Raw genomic sequence first — 18937 nt, 5'->3', positions numbered from 1 at the left:
CCCAACTCGGACATCGGTAGGGTTGGAAAGAAATAATGTCAACATACAAAAACTGGGTTGTTGTATGATGACTTTTCGTCGGCCATTGCCCATTGTGCGTGACGGCATCGGGTGTTACGCCGCCTGCCAGCAGGACCCAACAATCTCGATCAGACACGTGGCGCAATGACCAATAGACGCCTTTCCAACAGCACGCTGAAGGCACTGCCGGCTTCGGTCGCGGTTCCGCGCTACGCCCGCGGCGGCGTCGCACCGGGCATCGTCCATCTCGGCGTCGGTGCGTTCCATCGCGCCCATCAGGCGGCCTATGTCGACCACTGCCTGGCGGCGGGAGAGGCGGACTGGGGCATTGTCGGCGTGTCCTTGCGCAGTCCAGACACACGCGACGCACTAGCGCCGCAGGATGGCCTCTACACGCTGGCGATCAGGAGCAGCATCGGCGAAGAGCTGCGCGTCGTCGGTTCGATCCTGTCGATGCTGGTGGCGCCGGAAGATCCGGCTGCGGTGCTCGCCGCTCTGACGGATCAGCGCACCCGCATCGTTACGCTCACGATCACCGAAAAGGCTTATCTGAGAGCAGCCGGCGGCGGTCTGGACAGCACCCATCCGGACATCGTCCATGATTTGGCTAACCCGCAAATGCCACGGACGGCGCATGGTTTTCTCACCGAAGCGCTGTCGCGCCGCCGTTTCGCCGGCATCAAGCCCTTCACCGTGCTCTGCTGCGACAACCTTCCGGCCAATGGCGCCACGCTGCACCGCCTGCTGGTCGAATTCGCGGCACTGCGCGATCCCGGCCTTGCCGGGCACATCGCCGACGGCGTCGCCTTCCCGTCGAGCATGGTCGACCGCATCGTGCCGGCGACCACCGATGCGGACCGGGCGCGTATCGCCGTCGAGCTCGGCGTCGAGGATGCCTGGCCGGTGATGACCGAGCCGTTCTGCCAATGGGTGGTCGAGGATGATTTCCCGGCAGGCAGGCCGGTCTGGGAAAAGTTCGGCGTCACCATGGTCGGCGACGTCGGGCCCTTCGAGGACATGAAGCTGCGGCTGCTCAACGGTTCGCATTCGGCAATCGCCTATCTCGGCCTGCTCAGCGGCTACGACACGGTCGACCGCGCCTTTGCCGATCCGGCGATCCGGCAATTCGTCGACGGACTATGGGCCGAAGCCATCCCGACGCTGCCGCAGGACGCCGGGCTCGATACGGCCGGCTACACGGCCCAGCTCGCCGAACGCTATTCGAACACCGCCCTCGCCCATCGCACGGCGCAGATCGCCAATGACGGCAGCCAGAAACTGCCGCAGCGCATCGTCGCCTCGGCCGTCGATCGGCTGGGTGCCGGTGACCCGCCCGCGCATCTCATGCTGGTGGTGGCGGCCTGGATCGCCGCTTGCGAGGCGCGCGGCAAAACTTTGCCGGAAGCCCATTTTACCGACCCGATCGACACTCGGCTTACTGTGCTCGGCAGCCGGCCAGCTATCGAAACGGTGACAGCGATGTTCGATCTCGCCGGCTTCGCCAAAGACCATTCCCACCGCATGACACTGATCGATCTGACGGCAGCCCATCTCGAGCGCCTGCGGCGAGGCGGACCTGCCGCTGCCTTCGTGGCGCTTGGCATAGGGAGTGAGAAGCCATGAGACAAACCTGGCGCTGGTTCGGGCCAGACTATCCGGTGACGCTTGCCCATGTCCGTCAAGCCGGCGCCGTCGGCATCGTCAGCGCGCTGCATCACCTCAATGACGGCCGCGCCTGGCCGGCGGACGAGATCGCCAGGCGCAAGGCCGACATCGAGGCAGCGGGCCTGACCTGGGATGTGGTAGAAAGCATTGTCGTCCATGAGGACATCAAGACCCGCAGCGGCAACTGGCGCACCCTGATCGACAATTACAAGGCGTCGGTCCGCTCCGTCGCCGCCGCCGGGATCAATACCGTCTGCTATAATTTCATGGCGATCACCGACTGGACGCGCACAGATCTCGATTATCCCATGCCGCATGGCGGCACGGCGCTGCGCTTCGATGTCGTCGAGCTCTGCGCCTATGACGTCTTCATCCTTGAGCGAGAAGGGGCGGAGGCCGATCACCCGCCGGCCCGCGTCGAGGCCGCGCGTGTGCGACTGCAAGGGATGAGCGACAGCGACAAGGCAAGGCTGGAGCGCAACCTGATCGGCTGGGTTCCGGCGCGCGAATTCATCTTCGATCGGGCAAGCTTCCGCCGTGCCCTCGACCTCTACAAGGACGTCTCAACCGAAGGTCTGCGCGAAAACCTGTTTGCCTTCCTGCGCGAGATCGTGCCGGTGGCCGAAGAGGCCGGCGTCAGGATGGCGATCCATCCCGACGATCCACCTTTTTCGCTGTTCGGCCTGCCGCGCATCGTTTCCAACGCCAATGATGCCCGCGCGCTGCTCGACGCCGTCGCTTCGCCGGCCAACGGGTTGACGCTGTGCACCGGCTCCTACGGGGCGGGCGCGCAGAACGATCTGCCGACGATGGCCAAGGCCTTCGCCGAAAACATCCATTTCGCCCATCTGCGCAACGTCACCAAGGAGCCAGACGGCTCCTTCCACGAAGCCGAGCACCTCGACGGCGACACCGACATGGTGGCGGTCGTGTCGGCGCTGATTGGCGAAGAGCGCCGGCGCAAGGCGGCAGGCAGGGCGGACTGGCAGATTCCGATGCGCCCCGACCATGGCCACGCCATCGTCGACGACATCGGCAAGAAGGTGAACCCCGGCTATTCCTGCATCGGCCGCCTGAAGGGCCTCGCCGAACTGCGCGGCGTCATGCGCGCAGTGGAGGCGCTGACGGTGTGACCAGCCCCCCTTCTCCCCTTGTGGGAGAAGGTGGCCGAGCGGAGCTCGGTCGGATGAGGGGTGCTCCAGGGATCGCCGCCGTCTCGTTTCTTCCAACACCCCTCAACCGTCTCGGCGCTGCGCGCCGATCCACCTTCTCCCACAAGGGGAGAAGGCAGGGGGCGCCTGTTAAGCCGGCAACAGCGCGCCTTCAAGCGTCGTAAGCTGGTTGAGGAACTGCTCGGCCTTGCTGCGGGTCTGGTCGTCCTTGGCGTCGGCGGCGTCTTCCCTGGCCTCCTGGATGCGGCGGGCAAGGTCGGCGCGGTCGATGTCGCCCACGGCCACAGCCGATTCGGCGAGCAGCGTGCAGCCGGCCGGAACGATGTCGGCAAAGCCGCCGAACACCACATAGCGCTCTTCCTTGCCGGAAACGGTCTTCAGCGTGACGACGCCGGGCTTGATCGTGGTCATGACGGGTGCGTGATGCGCCATGACAGTCATCTCGCCTTCGGCGCCCGGAATGACGACGGATTCGACCTGCTCGGAAACCAAGAGGCGCTCCGGCGAGACCAGTTCGAATTTGAAAGCTTCAGGCATGATCAATTTAGCGACTGGTGAATGGTGAATGGTGAATGGTCAGAAAGAATGACCTTCACTCAGCCCCCGATTTCCTATCCGCTACTCCCCATTCACAATTCACTATTGACCATTCACCATCAGGCCGCTTCAGCGGCCAGGCGCTGTGCCTTCTCGACCGCTTCCTCGATGCCGCCGACCATGTAGAAGGCGGCCTCCGGCAGATGGTCGTAATCGCCGTTGCAAAGGCCCTTGAAGCCCTTGATGGTGTCGGCGAGGTCGACCAGCTTGCCCGGTGCGCCGGTGAACACTTCGGCGACGAAGAAGGGCTGCGACAGGAAGCGCTCGATCTTGCGAGCGCGGGCCACGGTCTGCTTATCCTCTTCCGACAGCTCGTCCATGCCCAGGATGGCGATGATGTCCTGCAGCGACTTGTAGCGCTGAAGGATCGACTGCACCTGGCGGGCGACCTGATAATGCTCTTCGCCGACAACCATCGGGTCGAGCATGCGCGAGGTCGAATCGAGCGGATCGACCGCCGGATAGATGCCCTTTTCCGAAATCGCGCGGTTGAGCACGGTCGTCGCGTCGAGGTGGGCGAACGAGGTCGCCGGTGCAGGGTCGGTCAGGTCGTCGGCCGGCACATAGATCGCCTGCACCGAGGTGATCGAACCCTTGGTCGTCGTGGTGATACGCTCCTGTAGCGCACCCATGTCGGTAGCCAGCGTCGGCTGGTAGCCCACGGCCGAAGGAATGCGGCCGAGCAGCGCCGACACTTCCGAGCCCGCCTGCGTGAAACGGAAGATGTTGTCTACGAAGAACAGCACGTCCTGGCCCTGATCGCGGAAATATTCGGCAACCGTCAGCCCGGTCAGGCCGACGCGGGCGCGGGCGCCCGGCGGCTCGTTCATCTGGCCATAGACGAGCGCGGCCTTGGAGCCTTCGCCGCCGCCCTTCTTGTTGACGCCGGACTCGATGAACTCGTGATAGAGGTCGTTGCCTTCGCGGGTGCGCTCGCCGACGCCGGCGAACACCGAGAAGCCGCCATGCGCCTTGGCGACGTTGTTGATCAGTTCCTGGATCAGCACCGTCTTGCCGACGCCGGCGCCGCCGAACAGGCCGATCTTGCCGCCGCGGGCATAGGGGGCCAGCAGGTCGAGCACCTTGATGCCGGTGACCAGGATCTGCGCTTCCGTCGACTGCTCGACATAGGTCGGCGCCGGCTGATGGATCGAGCGCATCTCGATGCCGTCGACCGGGCCTGCCTCGTCGACCGGCTCGCCGATGACGTTGATGATGCGGCCGAGCATGCCCGGGCCGACCGGCACGGTGATCGGTGCACCGGTATCATAGACGTCCTGGCCGCGGACCAGACCTTCGGTCGAGTCCATGGCGATGCAGCGCACGGTGTTTTCGCCCAGATGCTGGGCCACCTCTAGCACCAGGCGATTGCCGACGTTGATCGTCTCAAGCGCGTTCAGGATCGCCGGCAGATGTTCGCCGAACTGGACGTCGACAACGGCGCCGATGACCTGGCGAACCTTGCCTGCCAGGCCGGTTTTCTTGATGGTGGCGGCCGGCGCATTCACAGCGGCGACCTTGGTTGCTGCCGCTTTCTTGGCCGGAGCGGCCTTTGCTGCTGCTGGTGCCGCGGCCTTCGGGGCTGCCGTCTTCGGGGTCGCTGCTTTCGCCATCGTCCTTACCCTTTTCGTCTCTTTGTTTCTCACACGCTTGAGGTCGATGACCTCCTTGTGAGCGTGCCTAGAGCGCCTCGGCGCCCGAAATGATTTCGATCAATTCCTTGGTGATCTGCGCCTGCCGCTGGCGGTTGTAGGTGATCGACAATTTGTTGATCATGTCGCCGGCGTTGCGCGTCGCATTGTCCATGGCGCTCATCTTGGCGCCCATCTCGCCGGCAGCATTCTCGAGCAGCGCGCGAAAAACCTGCACGGAAATGTTGCGCGGGATGAGATCGGAGAGGATCTCGCCCGGCTCCGGCTCGTATTCGTAGACAGCGCTGCCGCCGTCCCTCACTTCCGCGCCAGCCGCAGGCGCGCCCGCCGGGACAATTTGCTGCGCCGTCGGGATCTGGCTGATCACCGACTTGAACTGCGAATAGAACAGCGTGCAGATGTCGAAGCCGCCTTCGTTGAACAGGTGGATCACCTTCTTGGCGATGGCATCGGCATTGACAAAGCCCAGCGTCTTGACCTCGCGCAGGTCGACACGCTCGATGATCAGCGCCCCGTAGTCGCGGCGCAATATGTCGAACCCCTTCTTGCCGACGCAGATGATCTTGACCTGCTTGCCGTCTGCCAGAAGCTTGCGGATGTGGTCGCGGGCAAAGCGGGCGATCTGCGAATTGAAGCCGCCGCACAGACCGCGTTCGGCCGTGCAGACGACAAGCAGATGCACGTCGTCCTTGCCGGTGCCGGTCATCAGCGCCGGGGCATCGCCGCCGCCGCCGATCGCCTGGGTGATATTGGCCAGCACCGCGCCCATGCGCTCCGAATAGGGACGCGCCGCTTCCGCCGCTTCCTGCGCGCGACGCAGCTTCGCCGCGGCGACCATCTGCATCGCCTTGGTGATCTTCTGCGTCGCCTTGACCGAGGCGATACGGTTACGAAGGTCTTTTAACGAAGGCATGCTTTAAACCTGATCCCGTCCGTCCTGCTCAAGCAAAGGTCTTGGCGAAGGCGTCGATTTCTGCCTTCAGCCTGGCGCGCAGATCGTCGGACAGCGCCTTCTCCTTGCGGATGCCGTCGAGCACGTCCTTGCCGGCCGAGCGCATATGCGACAACAGACCATGCTCGAACTTGCCGACCTGGTTGACCGCCAGCTTGTCGAGATAGCCGTTGACGCCGGCGAAGATCACCGCGACCTGCTCCTCGACTTTGAGCGGCGAGAATTGCGGCTGCTTCAACAGCTCGGTCAGACGCGAGCCGCGGTTGAGCAGGCGTTGCGTGGCGGCGTCGAGATCGGAGCCGAACTGCGCGAAAGCAGCCATTTCGCGGTACTGCGCGAGCTCGCCCTTGATCGATCCGGCAACCTGCTTCATCGCCTTGATCTGCGCCGAGGAGCCGACGCGCGACACCGACAGGCCGACATTGACCGCCGGACGGACGCCCTGGAAGAACAGATTGGTTTCCAGGAAGATCTGGCCGTCGGTGATCGAGATGACGTTGGTTGGGATGTAGGCCGAAACGTCGTTGGCCTGCGTCTCGATGATCGGCAGCGCCGTCAGCGAACCGCCGCCATTTTCGTCATTGAGCTTGGCGGCGCGCTCAAGCAGGCGCGAGTGCAGGTAGAAGACGTCGCCCGGATAGGCCTCGCGGCCCGGCGGACGGCGCAGCAGCAGCGACATCTGGCGATAGGCGACGGCTTGCTTCGACAGATCGTCGTAGCTGATCAGCGCGTGCATGCCGTTGTCGCGGAAATATTCGCCCATGGTGCAGGCGGTGAACGGTGCCAGGAACTGCATCGGCGCCGGATCGGAGGCGGTCGCGGCGATGATGATCGAATAGTCGAGCGCGCCGCGCTCTTCCAGGACCTTGACGAACTGCGCCACCGTCGAGCGCTTCTGGCCGACGGCGACATAGACGCAGTACAGCTTTTCCTTCTCAGGGCCGTTGTCGTGCACCGATTTCTGGTTGAGCATGGTGTCGAGGATGATCGCGGTCTTGCCGGTCTGGCGGTCGCCGATGACCAGTTCGCGCTGGCCGCGGCCGACCGGGATCAGTGCGTCGATGGCCTTGAGGCCGGTCGACATCGGCTCGTTCACCGATTTGCGCGGGATGATGCCGGGCGCCTTGACGTCGACGCGCTTGCGCTCGGTGGCCTGGATCGGGCCTTTGCCGTCGATCGGGTTGCCGAGCGCGTCGACAACGCGGCCGAGCAAGCCCATGCCGACGGGCGTATCGACGATGGCGCCGGTGCGCTTGACGGTGTCGCCTTCCTTGATGTCGCGGTCAGCGCCGAAGATGACGACGCCGACATTGTCGGCTTCGAGGTTGAGCGCCATGCCGCGGATGCCGCCGGGGAACTCGACCATCTCGCCGGCCTGGACATTGTCGAGGCCGTAGACGCGGGCGATACCGTCACCGACGGACAGCACCTGGCCGACTTCGGAGACCTCGGCCTCCTTGCCGAAATTCTTGATCTGGTCTTTCAGAATTGCGGAAATTTCCGCGGCGCGGATGTCCATCAGCCGACCTCTTTCAGTGCAAGCTTGAGCGAATTGAGTTTGGTTTTGAGCGACGTATCGATCTGGCGCGAGCCGATCTTGACCACCAGTCCGCCGAGCAGCGACGGATCGACGGTGACCGTGATCGCCACGTCCTTGCCGGCGACGCTTTTCAGCGCTGCTTTCAGCTCGGTTTCCTGGGCAGGCGTCAGCGCATGCGCCGAGGTGACCTCGGCAGCGGTCTCGCCGCGGTGTTCGGCGGCGATCTGGCGGAACGCCTTGATCATGCCGGGCACGGCGAACAGCCGGCGATTCTGGGCAACGACGCGCAGGAAATTGCCGGTGAGGCCGGTAATCCCTGCTCTGTCGGCGATCGCGGCGATCGCCTTGGCCTGGTCCTCGCTGGAGAAGACAGGGCTCCTGATCAGCCGCGAAAGGTCAGCGCTGCCTTCGAGCATCGTTTCGAACCTGTTGAGGTCGGCCTCGACGCCGGCGACCGAATTGGCCTGCAGCGCGAGTTCGAACAGCGAACCCGCATAGCGTTCTGCGACACCTGAGATTGGCGATGACGATTGGGCCACGGACCGTCTTTTCTCTTGTCTGACAGGCCGCAGATTGTTGGCGCGAGCAAAAACTCTGGCTAAATCTTTGACCTTACTGCATTTTTCCAAGCACGGAGGCGCGGCTTCCGCTATCCCCGGTCGAAAGTCGATTGCCGTCTAGCACAGGCATTTTCAGACCGCAATGCGTCGTCCGGCATGGTTTTCAGGCACTATTGTCGCATCCGCCGGGCGAGTTCAGCAACCAACCCCGGATTGATCCCTGATTCAGGGCAAAAAGCCGAAGGCGAAGGCAAGCGGCAGCGCCGCCAGCACCAGCTCGACGACGATGGAAGCCCAGTTGAACGGCGTGTTGGCGCCGTCCGACATCATCGACAGCAGCCGGCCGAAGGCGGTGAACAGCCAGGAGAAGCCGAGCGCCATATAGAGCAGCGGCTGCGCCAAGAGGATGCAGCACAGGCTGACACCGAGATAGAAGCCCGACATCCTGCCGCGACCTTCGGCGATCGCCGCCGCCTTCTCGGGCTTGACCTGCAGCCTGAGAATCCGGAACGCCAGCCCTGGCGCCAGGAACAGCAGCAGCCCGAAAAGCAAGGTCACGACGGCGCTTGACCATGCCAGCCACTCGCCCTGGCTCATCGGCCATGGAAACGCAAATTCCATCCTTGTCCCCTCGTAAATGGATATTCAAAATTTTCGGGCATTCTAGCGAAGCAAGAGACATGCGCCAGATGGGCCGTCGCAATTTACGGGGCGTCAGCCCAACGCGAGCGCCGTTGTATCGACCGGGCTAACAGGACGTTACACAACGGGCTGTTTTTTTCTGCACAATTCCTATATTGTGACTACATGAGACCACAAGAGGTTCCGCGCATGAAGACGATGCAACTACGAGAGGCAAAGGCCAGCCTTTCCGCGCTCGTGGAGGCTGCTGAGAACGGTGAGCCCACGGTTATCACCAAGCACGGCAAGCCCGCAGTCATGGTGGTGCCAATCGGTGAGGGACGGAAACTTTATCCGCAGAACAGCCAAAAAGACTTCGTGGATTTCCTGCTTCAGTATCCAGGCGGCATCGAGCTTGAGCGAAACGAATCGCCGTCGCGGGAAGTGGAGTTTTGACCGGCTATCTGCTTGATACGTCTTTTCTCTCGGCATTTGCACCTGGTCGGCCTCTGCTTCCGGCACACGTGCAGAACTGGGTTGCCGAACAAGGAGAACGCGGCTCTTGGCAGCTCTCGTCGATCGTCATCTTGGAGGTGGAACGAGGAATCGCGAAACTGAAGCGGGCGGGCGGGCATATGAAGGCAGAGCGCATCAATGAGTGGTTCGAAAGGTTGCTTCTAGAGTTCAACCAGCGCATCCTTCCCATCGATTTAGCAATCGCGCGAGAAGCCGGAAAACTGGAAGACGCCACTATCGCCAGAGGCGCCAATCCGGGTCTGGCGGACGTTCTGATCGCAGCTACTGCCCGTTTGCACGGCCTGTCAGTTTTGACGGCCAACACCCGGCATTTTGCGATTCTCGACGTGCCTTACCTGAACCCATTCACCGAACGCGCCTCGAAAGGGTAATTCGACAGCTTACAAAAAGCTCTGCGGGTCGATGTCGACCTGGACTCGCACCGAGCCCCTTATCTTCGGTCCCTCGGCCAACATGGTGCGAATGAACCCTTGCATGTCGGCGCGCCGCTCGCCCTGGATCAGCAGGCGAAAGCGATGGCGGCCGCCGATCAATGACAGCGGCGCCTCGGCCGGGCCGAGCACGAACAGGTCGGTGGCTTGCGGCGCGGCGCGGCGCAGGCCACGGGCGTGCCCTTCGGCTTCGGCCCGTGTCGCCGCGCTGACGATGACGCCGGCGAGCCTGCCGAAGGGCGGCAGCCCCGCCCGCTCACGCTCGGCGATCTCGCGCTCGTAGAAGGCCTCGGCATCGCCTGAGACGATCGCGCGCATCACCGGGTGGTCGGGTTGGAAGGTCTGCAGCAGGCCGAGGCTTTTCTTGCCGGTGCGACCGGCGCGGCCGGTCACCTGGCTGAGCAGTTGGAAGGTGCGCTCGGCGGCGCGCGGGTCGCCATTGGCAAGGCCGAGATCGGCATCGACCACACCGACCAGCGTCATGTTGGGGAAGTTGTGGCCCTTGGCGACGAGTTGCGTGCCGATGACGATGTCGGCCTCGCCATTGGCGATGGCTTCAAGCTCGAGCCGCAGCCGCCGCACGCCGCCCATCAGGTCCGACGACAAGACGATGGTGCGGGCATCGGGGAAATGCGCGACGACCTCCTCGGCGATGCGCTCGACGCCTGGCCCGCAGGCGACCAGATGATCGAGCGTGCCGCATTCCGGACAGGCTTCGGGCCGGCGTTCATTGTGCCCGCAGTGGTGGCAGACGAGCTGGCCGCGAAAGCGGTGCTCGACCAGCCAGGCCGAGCAGACCGGACAGCCGAAGCGGTGGCCGCAGACCCGGCAGAGCGTCAGCGGCGCATAGCCGCGCCGGTTGAGGAACAGCAGCGACTGTTCCTTTCTTTCCAGCGTCTGCCGCATATGGCCGAGCAGCACCGGCGACAGGAAGCCGCCGCGTGCCGGCGGCGCGCGGCGCATGTCGACCGTCTTGAGATCGGGAAGTGCCGCCTCGGCAAAGCGCGCCGAAAGCACCGCCCTGCTGTAGCGGCCCTGGCTGGCATTGACCCGGCTTTCGACCGACGGTGTCGCCGAAGCGAGCACGACCGGAAAACCGCCGATATGGCCGCGCACCACGGCCATGTCGCGCGCGTTGTAAAAGACGCGATCCTCCTGCTTGTAGGCGGGATCGTGCTCTTCGTCGACGACGATCAATCCAAGCTCCCTGAATGGCAGGAATAGCGCCGAGCGCGCGCCTGCGACGACCCGCACGCCGCCTTCCGCTACCTGCCGCCAGACCTTTTCGCGCATCCTTGGCGGCAGGTCCGAGTGCCACTCCGCCGGCTTGGCGCCGAACCGCTCCTGGAAGCGTTCGAGGAAGGCATGGGTCAGCGCAATTTCCGGCAGCAGGATCAGCACCTGCTTGCCGCGATCGAGCGCGGCCGCGACCGCCTCGAAATAGACCTCCGTCTTGCCGGATCCGGTTACACCGTCGAGCAGGGTGACCCCGAATGTACCGGTCGCGACATTGGCGCGCAGCGTCTCGGCGGCATCGCTCTGGTCGGGCATCAGTGAAGGCACGGCGTAGCCGGGATCGGGTGCTGCGACCACCGGCCGCGGCGGGATCATCACCGTCTGGAATACGCCCTGCGCCCGCAGCCCGTCCACCACCGTCGACGACACGCCTGCCGCATGCGCCAGGCCGGATCGCGTCCAGGCAAGTCCGCCTTCGGCCGTCTCCAGCACGCGCGTCCTCGCCTCCGTCATCCGGTCGGGCTTGGCGAAGGTGCGCTGCAGCCCTTCGATCCACGGCTCCGGATCGAACGCCTCCGGCGCCCTGAGCAGCATGCGCGCCACCATGCCGGGCGGCGACAGCGTGTACTGCGCCACCCAATCGACAAAACGCCGCATCGCGCGGTCGATCGGCGGGCAGTCGAAAACCTGCTCGATCGGCCGCAATTTCTTCGCGTCGACCTTTTCGACGGCGCCGTCCCAGACGATGCCGGCGACCTGGCGGGGCCCAAGCGGAACGCGCACGATCGAGCCCGGCACCACGCGCATGCCAGCCGGCACGGCATAGGTGTAGGGGCGCTCGGCGGGCATCGGCACCAGCACCGGTGCGGCCGCGACAAAGGGCGAATCTTCGATCATGAGGCGTGACCTTGCCCCGACTTTGGTCTAGATCAAAGTCCGACCCCGAATGTGCATGACGTGCACATGAAAAATCTTCAGGAGACCGCCATGAAATTTTTTGTCGACACCGCCGAGGTCAAGGAAATCCGCGAGCTGAACGATTTGGGGCTGCTCGACGGCGTAACCACCAATCCGTCGCTGATCCTGAAATCCGGCGGCAAGATCGCCGACGTCACAAGAGAGATCTGCGAGATCGTCAAGGGCCCAGTCTCGGCCGAAGTCGTCGCCACCGAATACAAGGACATGATGGCGGAGGCCAAGATCCTGGCCAGGATCGCCGACAATGTCTGCATCAAGGTGCCGCTGACGCTCGATGGCCTGAGAGCCTGCAAGGACATCCGGTCGGACGGCCGCATGGTCAACGTCACGCTGTGCTTCTCGGCCACCCAGGCGCTGCTCGCCGCCAAGGCCGGCGCCTCCTTCATCTCGCCCTTCGTCGGCCGCATCGACGACAGCGGCTGGGACGGCATGGAGCTGATTGCCGATATCCGCACCATCTACGACAATTATGACTTCCAGACCGAGATCCTGACCGCTTCTGTGCGCACCGTGAACCATGTCAAGCAGGCGGCGCTGATCGGTGCCGATGTCATCACCGCGCCGCCGGCGACGCTCAAGGCACTGGTCAAACACCCGCTGACCGACAAGGGCCTGGAACTGTTCCTCGCCGACTGGGCAAAGACCGGGCAGAAGATCGGCTGAAGCGACTATCCTACGAACAAAAAAAGGCCGAGCAATCGGCCTTTTTTTTGCAGATTGCGCACTCCGGAAAGACCTAGCTTGCCGCCGGCTTGCCGTGCTTGATCAGATCCTGAGCGATCGACAGCCGCAGCACATCTGCCAGCTCGCGCGCCGCACGGTTCTCGGCGTCGATCTGGGCTCGGTATGACGCGAATTCCTGGCGCGGCCTGTCGTATGACGACGGAATCGAGCGCTTGCCCCTCGCTATGACCGTGCCCGTCTTGGCATCGCTGAGCACATAGTTGGCGGTCAGCGTTACAGTGCCGGCGGTCGGCTCGTCCTCGTCTGTCGTGACCTGCTCGATTGCCGCCGATTCGACGAGTTCGGAGACGCCGAGATCAAGCGAATAGACCGGCGAAGCCGGCTCGCCGGCGCCCCGGCCGAGCGCGAAGATCAAATTGTTGCGGACCTGCTGGGCGTAGCGGGTCTTGACCGGCTTGACCGAGATCGATGCCAGCTCGGCAGCAGCGCCGACCTGCGAGCCGGCGATCAGCGGCGCGCTCGAATAGAGCGGCCGCACCGTGCAGGCGGAAACCAGCGCCACCGAGGCGAGCAGCCCGCAAAGCACGACGCGGCGCAGCGTCAGCTCTGTCTTTCGCGGATCAGGCAACGACATTAACGATCCTCTGCGGCACGATGATCACCTTGCGCGGCGCCTTACCTTCGAGCGCTCTCTGCACGAAGTCGAGGGCCAGAACCGCTTTTTCGACCGCACCTTGGTCCGCGTCGCGGGCAATTGTCAAATCGCCGCGCTTCTTGCCGTTGACCTGCACCGGCAGCACGATCTCGGCGTCGACGACAAGCGAGGGATCGTAGACCGGCCAGGGCCGTTCGGCGACAAGGTCGGTGCCGCCGAGCGTCTGCCAGCACTCCTCGGCCAGATGCGGCATGACCGGCGCGATCAGGTGCACCAGGATCTCGACGGCCTCACGGCAGGCCGCTTGCAGCGCCGGACCGGCCTTGCCCTCTGCCGCCTCGTTGAGCGGTACAGTCAAGGCATTGGCGAGCTCATAGATGCGGGCGATGGCGCGGTTGAAGGCGAGCTTTTCGATATCCTCACCGACCGATTTCAGGATCTTGTGCGCGGCCTTGGACACTGTCCCGGCCTCGCCGTCCTTCGCCGCCTCTGGCCGGACTCCGGCGAGCGATTCGGCAGCCGTCGACACCAGGCGCCAGATGCGCTGGATGAAGCGGTGCGCGCCGGCCGCGCCCTCGTCGGTCCATTCGACATCGCGTTCGGGCGGCGAGTCCGACAGCATGAACCAGCGCGCCGTATCGGCGCCGTAGCCGTCGGTGATCTCTTCCGGACTCACCGTATTCTTCTTCGACTTCGACATTTTTTCGAGCGGACCGATCACCGCCTCTTCGCCGGTGGCGATTTCGAAGGCGCGGCGCTTTCCGTCGGCGTCTTCCAGCCTGACCTCGCTTGGCGCAAGCCAGCGGCCGTTCGAGGCGCCGCCAACCCGATAGGTCTCGTGCACCACCATGCCTTGCGTGAACAGGCCCCTGAACGGCTCGGCGAGATCGACATGGCCGGTCTCGCGCATGGCGCGGGTGAAAAAGCGCGAATAGAGCAAATGCAGGATCGCATGCTCAATACCGCCAATATACCGGTCAACCGGCAGCCATTCAGTCGCGGCCTCGGGATCGGTCGGATCATTTGCCCACGGCGCGGTGAAGCGAGCGAAATACCACGAAGAATCGACAAATGTGTCCATCGTGTCGGTTTCTCGCCGCGCATCCTTGCCGCAACGCGGGCATTTGACGCGCCGCCATGTCGGATGGCGATCGAGCGGATTGCCCGGCCGGTCGAACTCGATGTCGTCCGGCAGCTTGACCGGCAGGTCGGCTTTCGGCACCGGCACCACGCCGCAATCCTCGCAATGGATCATCGGGATCGGGCAGCCCCAATAGCGCTGGCGCGAAATGCCCCAGTCGCGCAGGCGGAAGTTCACCTTGCGCTCGGCCATCGGCCGGTTGCCGATGGTCTTTTGTTCCAGCAGCTTCGCCACCTCGTCGAACGCCTGATCCGGCTTCATGCCGTCGAGGAAGCGCGAATTGATCATCACGCCGTCGCCGACATAGGCCTCATCGATGACCTGGAAGCTCCCTTGATTCTCGCCCTCCGGCATCACCACCGGAATGACCGGCAGGCCGTATCTGTTGGCGAAGTCGAGGTCGCGCTGGTCACCGGACGGACAGCCGAAGATGGCGCCGGTGCCGTAGTCCATCAGCACGAAATTGGCGACGTAGACGGGCAGCGTCCACTTCTCGTCGAACGGATGGACGACGCGAATGCCGGTATCGAAGCCCTTCTTCTCGGCCGTCTCCAGAGCCGCCACCGAGGTGCCCATATGGCGGACCTCGTCGATGAACTTTGCCAGCGCCGGATTGTCTTCGGCGGCCTTTTTGGCCAGCGGATGGTCGGCGGCAATCGCCATAAAGGAGGCGCCGAAGATGGTGTCAGGCCTTGTCGTATAGATTTCGAGCTCATGCTCGCCGGCTGCTGGCTTGGCCAGCGGCCAGCGGATCAGCAGACCTTCCGAACGGCCGATCCAGTTCGCCTGCATCAGCTTCACTTTTTCCGGCCAGTCGTCGAGTTGATCGAGCGAATCCAGCAGGTCCTGCGCGTAGTCGGTGATCTTGAAGAACCACTGCGTCAGCTCGCGCTGTTCCACCAGCGCGCCCGAGCGCCAGCCGCGTCCGTCGATGACCTGCTCGTTGGCAAGCACCGTCATGTCCTCCGGATCCCAGTTGACCTTGGAGGATTTGCGCGTCACCAGCCCCTTCTCGACGAAATCGAGGAACAGCATCTGCTGGCGGTGATAGTAATCGACATCGCAGGTGGCGAACTCGCGCGCCCAATCGAGCGACAGGCCCATGACCTTGAGTTGCTCGCGCATAGCGGCGATGTTCTGATAGGTCCAGTCCTTGGGATGGACCTTGTTCTGCATCGCCGCGTTTTCGGCTGGCATGCCAAAGGCGTCCCAGCCCATCGGGTGCAGCACGTTGAAACCCTTGGCCCGCTTGTAGCGCGCCACCACGTCGCCCATCGTATAGTTGCGGGTATGGCCGATATGGATGCGCCCCGACGGATAGGGGAACATCTCCAGCACGTAATATTTCGGGCGCGGGTCGTCATTGTCGGCTTCGAACAGCTTCTTTGCGTCCCAGGCCTTCTGCCATTTGGGCTCTGACGCGCGCGGATTGTATCGTTCGGTTGCCATCGGGTGTTTTTCACTTAAAAGCATGCGCGAACCGCCGGACAATGCCCGGGCGGCTCAGGAAATGTCGTCGCGGTGTTCACCATGGATTGCCGGACCCGTCAACTGCGGCGATCCGGCGAAAAGCCAAACACAGGCAGGATATAGGCATGGCGAGCGCCGTCGAACAGCTTTTCACGGTCAAGGCAAGGATCGCTGCCGCCGAGCGCGAGGCAGGACGCGACGCCGGAGCGGTGGCGCTGGTCGCGGTCTCGAAAACCTTCGACGCCGCCGATATCCGCCCCGTTATCGAGGCCGGCCAGCGCGTCTTCGGCGAAAACCGGGTCCAGGAAGCACAAGCCAAATGGCCGGCACTGCGGACGGCGTTTCCCGACGTCGAGCTGCATCTGATCGGTCCGCTGCAATCGAACAAGGCGAAGGAAGCGGTGGCATTGTTCGACGTCATCGAAACCGTCGACCGTGAAAAGATCGCCGCCGAACTCGCCAAGGAGATCGCCAGGCAAGGCCGGTCACCAAGGCTGTATGTCCAGGTCAACACCGGCTCCGAGCCGCAAAAGGCCGGCATCGAGCCGCGCGAGGCTGTCGCCTTCGTGGCCCGCTGCCGCTCGGTTCACGGCCTCGCCATCGAAGGGCTGATGTGCATTCCGCCGGCCGGCGAGAACCCCGGTCCGCATTTCGCGCTGCTGGAAAAGCTTGGGCTTGAGGCCGGCGTCGACAAGTTCTCCATGGGCATGTCCGGCGACTACGAAACCGCGATCGCCTTCGGCGCGACTAGTGTCAGGGTTGGATCGGCGATTTTCGGCGCCAGATGAGGCGCAGCCGGCCTTAGGCCACAGGCTAACATTGACTAAGCCAGCATATAGAAACGGAACGTTTCGTTCCTATATGGGTCGAGTTATTCTCAACCCGTCTGGAGCCACCATGCGTTACAATCAACTTGGAAATACGGGGATGTTCGTCTCCGAACTTTGCCTCGGCACGATGACGTTCGGCGCGGCCGGCGAGAACGCCCAATGGGGCCTGATCGCCAGCCTCGACCAGAAGGGCGTTGACCAGATCGTTGCCCGCTCGCTCGCCGCCGGCGTCAATTTCTTCGACACGGCGGATGTCTATTCCTTTGGCGCCTCGGAACGGCTTCTCGGCCAGTCGCTCAGGAACCTTGGCGTCAACCGGCAGGACGTGATCATCGCCACCAAGGTTCATGGCGCCATGGGTGGAGGCCCGAACCAGCGTGGTTCCTCGCGCGGCCACATCATGGATTCGGTCGAAGGCAGCCTCGAACGGCTGCAGCTGGATCATATCGATCTCTACCAGCTGCACGGCACCGACACGGTGACGCCGATCGACGAAACGCTGCGGGCGCTCGACGACCTGGTTGCCGCCGGCAAGGTCCGCTATGTCGGCGTCTCGAACTGGCAGGCCTGGCGCATAGCCAAGGCGCTGGGTATTGCCGAGCGCAAAGGCTTTGCCCGCTTCGAGACCGTGCAGTCGTATTATTCGATCGCCGGCCGCGATCTCGAGCGCGAGATCGTGCCGCTGCTCAACGAGGAGAAGCTCGGGCTGATGGTCTGGTCGCCGATGGCTGGCGGCCTGCTCTCCGGCAAATACGGACCGGGCGCCCCCGGCAATGGCGAGGGCCGCCGCGCCAGCTTCAATTTCCCGCCGGTCAATGAGGACCGTGCCTGGGCAGCAGTCGCCGTCATGCGCGAGATCGCCGCCAAGCACGGCGTCAGCGTCGCTACGGTGGCGCTCGGCTATGTTCTGGCCAAGCCATTCGTGATGAGCGTCATCATCGGCGCCAGCCGCACGGAGCAGCTGGAACAGAACCTTGCAGCCACCGAGTTGCAGCTCGATGCCGATGATCTTGTTCGCCTCGACGAAGCCAGTGCCCTGCCCGCCGAATATCCGGGCTGGATGCTGGAGCGTCAGGCGGCCGGCCGGCGGCCGGCGCCCTTTGCGCCGAAATAGTAACTCAATCTTACCTTCTTACCTTCGTTGCTTCGGGAGCCGGCAGGCTCCCGATCGTTTTGGGCTCAGTTCAGCCGGACAGTCTCGACCAAAAAGTCCAAAAAGGCCCGCACCCGCGCCGGCAGATGCTTGCCATGGCCGACATAGACGGCGTGGGTAAGTTCCTCGTCGCCGGGGTTGAACTCTTCCAGCAGCGGCAGGAGCCGGCCGGCGGCAATGTCGGCCTCCACATGCCAGCTTGCCAGCCGGGCGATGCCCGCCCCCGACAGCGCCATCAGCCGCATCGCCTCGCCGTCGCTGACCAGCGTATTTCCGGCGATCGACAGGCTGATCGGCTTGCCGACCGCATCGATAAAAGGCCAGCCCTCGAGGTGGCGTACGAAACGGAAGCCCATCCGGTTGTGACGATCGAGATCGGCGGGCGTCACGGGCGTGCCACGCGCTTCGAGATACGATGGCGCCGCAACGACGACCACCCGGCTCTGTCCGAGCTTGCGCGCCACCAGCCGTGATTCGCCGAGCGGCCCGGCCCGGATGGCGACGTCAGCACGCTCCTCCATCAGGTCGATGACATCGTCGGTCAACACCAGATCGACCGAGATTTCGGGGTAGCGCTCCAGAAAACGCGGCAAAAGCGGGATCAGCCGATGCTGCCCGAAAGGCACGTAGCTGTTGATCCGCAGCCGGCCACGCGGCGCGGCACCCGCCGCCGCCTCGCGCTCGGCCGCTGCCATGTCGGCCAGGATACGCACGCCGCTGTCGAAAAAGGCCGCCCCCTCCGGCGTCAGTTGCAGCCTGCGCGTCGAACGGCTGACCAGCCGCGCGCCGAGCCGTGCCTCCAGCCGCGCGATCAGCTTGCTCACCGCCGACGGGGTCATCCGCAACGCACGGGCAGCGGCCGAAAAGCTGCCCGCCTCGACCACGCGGACGAACACTTCGATCTCGCCGGAGCGGTTGATGTCGGGTCTGGTCATTGGTGAATCTATTTCACAGACGATGTGCCCGATGCAAGGCTGGTTCACAGCACATCGCGACACGATCTTCCGAATTGGGGCGTGGGAGGAACACGGCGCCCGTCGTC

At 63.9% G+C, this 18937-nt stretch carries 17 protein-coding genes; 7 read left to right on the top strand and 10 right to left on the bottom strand.

The features are described 5' to 3' along the window. Window positions 1–165 precede the first annotated feature (165 nt). Both NKJ84_RS00210 and uxuA read left to right on the top strand, forming a co-directional pair. Entirely contained in the window at window positions 166–1644 is a 1479-nt protein-coding gene (locus NKJ84_RS00210) for a mannitol dehydrogenase family protein (RefSeq protein WP_352504892.1), read from the top strand. Then, window positions 1641–2819 carry a mannonate dehydratase gene (gene uxuA, locus NKJ84_RS00205; protein WP_352504891.1) on the top strand — a complete coding sequence of 393 codons (1179 nt, stop codon included), beginning with the start codon at window positions 1641–1643 and terminating at the stop codon, window positions 2817–2819. Before NKJ84_RS00210 ends, uxuA begins: the two co-directional genes overlap by 4 nt. Before the next feature lie 168 nt (window positions 2820–2987). Here uxuA and NKJ84_RS00200 read toward each other — a convergent pair whose 3' ends face one another. The 6 genes from NKJ84_RS00200 to NKJ84_RS00175 form a co-directional block, all read right to left on the bottom strand. Next, complete coding sequence (locus NKJ84_RS00200) at window positions 2988–3395, bottom strand: F0F1 ATP synthase subunit epsilon (RefSeq protein ID WP_352504890.1); 408 nt, start codon at window positions 3393–3395, stop codon at window positions 2988–2990. A gap of 119 nt (window positions 3396–3514) precedes the next feature. After that, the gene (gene atpD / locus NKJ84_RS00195; RefSeq protein WP_352504889.1) at window positions 3515–5068 is read right to left on the bottom strand and encodes a F0F1 ATP synthase subunit beta; all 1554 of its coding nucleotides are present in this window, start codon (window positions 5066–5068) and stop codon (window positions 3515–3517) included. 67 nt (window positions 5069–5135) lie between these two features. Continuing rightward, window positions 5136–6020 carry a F0F1 ATP synthase subunit gamma gene (locus NKJ84_RS00190; protein WP_352504888.1) on the bottom strand — a complete coding sequence of 295 codons (885 nt, stop codon included), beginning with the start codon at window positions 6018–6020 and terminating at the stop codon, window positions 5136–5138. 28 nt (window positions 6021–6048) lie between these two features. Further along, window positions 6049–7578 carry a F0F1 ATP synthase subunit alpha gene (gene atpA / locus NKJ84_RS00185; RefSeq protein ID WP_352504887.1) on the bottom strand — a complete coding sequence of 510 codons (1530 nt, stop codon included), beginning with the start codon at window positions 7576–7578 and terminating at the stop codon, window positions 6049–6051. Next, the gene (locus NKJ84_RS00180) at window positions 7578–8138 is read right to left on the bottom strand and encodes a F0F1 ATP synthase subunit delta (protein ID WP_352504886.1); all 561 of its coding nucleotides are present in this window, start codon (window positions 8136–8138) and stop codon (window positions 7578–7580) included. The genes atpA and NKJ84_RS00180 overlap by 1 nt, the downstream gene beginning before the upstream one ends. A 246-nt stretch (window positions 8139–8384) precedes the next feature. Further along, on the bottom strand, window positions 8385–8780 hold the full coding sequence (locus NKJ84_RS00175) for an AGROH133_08824 family phage infection protein (RefSeq protein ID WP_352500793.1): 396 nt from the start codon (window positions 8778–8780) through the stop codon (window positions 8385–8387). 210 nt (window positions 8781–8990) lie between these two features. On the opposite strand from NKJ84_RS00175, the gene NKJ84_RS00170 reads away from it, so the two are divergent. Both NKJ84_RS00170 and NKJ84_RS00165 read left to right on the top strand, forming a co-directional pair. Beyond that, window positions 8991–9236: a type II toxin-antitoxin system Phd/YefM family antitoxin gene (locus NKJ84_RS00170; protein ID WP_254018681.1), complete on the top strand. Its 246-nt coding sequence runs from the start codon at window positions 8991–8993 to the stop codon at window positions 9234–9236. After that, window positions 9233–9688: a type II toxin-antitoxin system VapC family toxin gene (locus tag NKJ84_RS00165; RefSeq protein ID WP_352471284.1), complete on the top strand. Its 456-nt coding sequence runs from the start codon at window positions 9233–9235 to the stop codon at window positions 9686–9688. The genes NKJ84_RS00170 and NKJ84_RS00165 overlap by 4 nt, the downstream gene beginning before the upstream one ends. Before the next feature lie 9 nt (window positions 9689–9697). Here NKJ84_RS00165 and NKJ84_RS00160 read toward each other — a convergent pair whose 3' ends face one another. Continuing rightward, entirely contained in the window at window positions 9698–11881 is a 2184-nt protein-coding gene (locus NKJ84_RS00160; RefSeq protein WP_352504885.1) for a primosomal protein N', read from the bottom strand. Between the two features lie 90 nt (window positions 11882–11971). Here NKJ84_RS00160 and fsa point away from each other — a divergent pair, with 90 nt between their 5' ends. Beyond that, window positions 11972–12625, top strand: a complete 654-nt coding sequence (fsa, locus tag NKJ84_RS00155) for a fructose-6-phosphate aldolase (RefSeq protein ID WP_352504884.1) — start codon at window positions 11972–11974, stop codon at window positions 12623–12625. 73 nt (window positions 12626–12698) lie between these two features. Here fsa and NKJ84_RS00150 read toward each other — a convergent pair whose 3' ends face one another. Both NKJ84_RS00150 and leuS read right to left on the bottom strand, forming a co-directional pair. Then, window positions 12699–13280, bottom strand: coding sequence for an LPS assembly lipoprotein LptE (locus NKJ84_RS00150; protein WP_352504883.1), 582 nt, complete (start codon window positions 13278–13280; stop codon window positions 12699–12701). Next, entirely contained in the window at window positions 13267–15891 is a 2625-nt protein-coding gene (leuS, locus tag NKJ84_RS00145) for a leucine--tRNA ligase (RefSeq protein ID WP_352504882.1), read from the bottom strand. The genes NKJ84_RS00150 and leuS overlap by 14 nt, the downstream gene beginning before the upstream one ends. Window positions 15892–16037: 146 nt before the next feature. On the opposite strand from leuS, the gene NKJ84_RS00140 reads away from it, so the two are divergent. Both NKJ84_RS00140 and NKJ84_RS00135 read left to right on the top strand, forming a co-directional pair. Continuing rightward, the gene (locus NKJ84_RS00140) at window positions 16038–16700 is read left to right on the top strand and encodes a YggS family pyridoxal phosphate-dependent enzyme (RefSeq protein WP_352504881.1); all 663 of its coding nucleotides are present in this window, start codon (window positions 16038–16040) and stop codon (window positions 16698–16700) included. 109 nt (window positions 16701–16809) lie between these two features. Beyond that, complete coding sequence (locus NKJ84_RS00135) at window positions 16810–17856, top strand: aldo/keto reductase (RefSeq protein ID WP_352504880.1); 1047 nt, start codon at window positions 16810–16812, stop codon at window positions 17854–17856. Between the two features lie 65 nt (window positions 17857–17921). Here NKJ84_RS00135 and NKJ84_RS00130 read toward each other — a convergent pair whose 3' ends face one another. Continuing rightward, window positions 17922–18830, bottom strand: a complete 909-nt coding sequence (locus NKJ84_RS00130; RefSeq protein ID WP_352504879.1) for a LysR family transcriptional regulator — start codon at window positions 18828–18830, stop codon at window positions 17922–17924. Between the last annotated feature and the right edge of the window lie 107 nt (window positions 18831–18937).

The sequence above is a fragment of the Mesorhizobium sp. M0048 genome (genome assembly GCF_040323405.1).
Taxonomy (GTDB): Bacteria; Pseudomonadota; Alphaproteobacteria; order Rhizobiales; family Rhizobiaceae; genus Mesorhizobium.
Note: the sequence above shows the minus strand (reverse complement) of the source record. Positions and strands in the feature narration are given on the sequence as shown.

Excerpts from the sequence above, each read along its gene's own strand:
- NKJ84_RS00210 (WP_352504892.1), top strand. The coding sequence starts at position 166 with ATGACCAATAGACGCCTTTCCAACAGCACGCTGAAGGCACTGCCGGCT.
- uxuA (WP_352504891.1), top strand. The coding sequence starts at position 1,641 with ATGAGACAAACCTGGCGCTGGTTCGGGCCAGACTATCCGGTGACGCTT.
- NKJ84_RS00200 (WP_352504890.1), bottom strand. The coding sequence starts at position 3,395 with ATGCCTGAAGCTTTCAAATTCGAACTGGTCTCGCCGGAGCGCCTCTTG.
- atpD (WP_352504889.1), bottom strand. The coding sequence starts at position 5,068 with ATGGCGAAAGCAGCGACCCCGAAGACGGCAGCCCCGAAGGCCGCGGCA.
- NKJ84_RS00190 (WP_352504888.1), bottom strand. The coding sequence starts at position 6,020 with ATGCCTTCGTTAAAAGACCTTCGTAACCGTATCGCCTCGGTCAAGGCG.
- atpA (WP_352504887.1), bottom strand. The coding sequence starts at position 7,578 with ATGGACATCCGCGCCGCGGAAATTTCCGCAATTCTGAAAGACCAGATC.
- NKJ84_RS00175 (WP_352500793.1), bottom strand. The coding sequence starts at position 8,780 with ATGGAATTTGCGTTTCCATGGCCGATGAGCCAGGGCGAGTGGCTGGCA.
- NKJ84_RS00170 (WP_254018681.1), top strand. The coding sequence starts at position 8,991 with ATGAAGACGATGCAACTACGAGAGGCAAAGGCCAGCCTTTCCGCGCTC.
- NKJ84_RS00160 (WP_352504885.1), bottom strand. The coding sequence starts at position 11,881 with ATGATCGAAGATTCGCCCTTTGTCGCGGCCGCACCGGTGCTGGTGCCG.
- fsa (WP_352504884.1), top strand. The coding sequence starts at position 11,972 with ATGAAATTTTTTGTCGACACCGCCGAGGTCAAGGAAATCCGCGAGCTG.
- NKJ84_RS00150 (WP_352504883.1), bottom strand. The coding sequence starts at position 13,280 with ATGTCGTTGCCTGATCCGCGAAAGACAGAGCTGACGCTGCGCCGCGTC.
- leuS (WP_352504882.1), bottom strand. The coding sequence starts at position 15,891 with ATGGCAACCGAACGATACAATCCGCGCGCGTCAGAGCCCAAATGGCAG.
- NKJ84_RS00140 (WP_352504881.1), top strand. The coding sequence starts at position 16,038 with ATGGCGAGCGCCGTCGAACAGCTTTTCACGGTCAAGGCAAGGATCGCT.
- NKJ84_RS00135 (WP_352504880.1), top strand. The coding sequence starts at position 16,810 with ATGCGTTACAATCAACTTGGAAATACGGGGATGTTCGTCTCCGAACTT.
- NKJ84_RS00130 (WP_352504879.1), bottom strand. The coding sequence starts at position 18,830 with ATGACCAGACCCGACATCAACCGCTCCGGCGAGATCGAAGTGTTCGTC.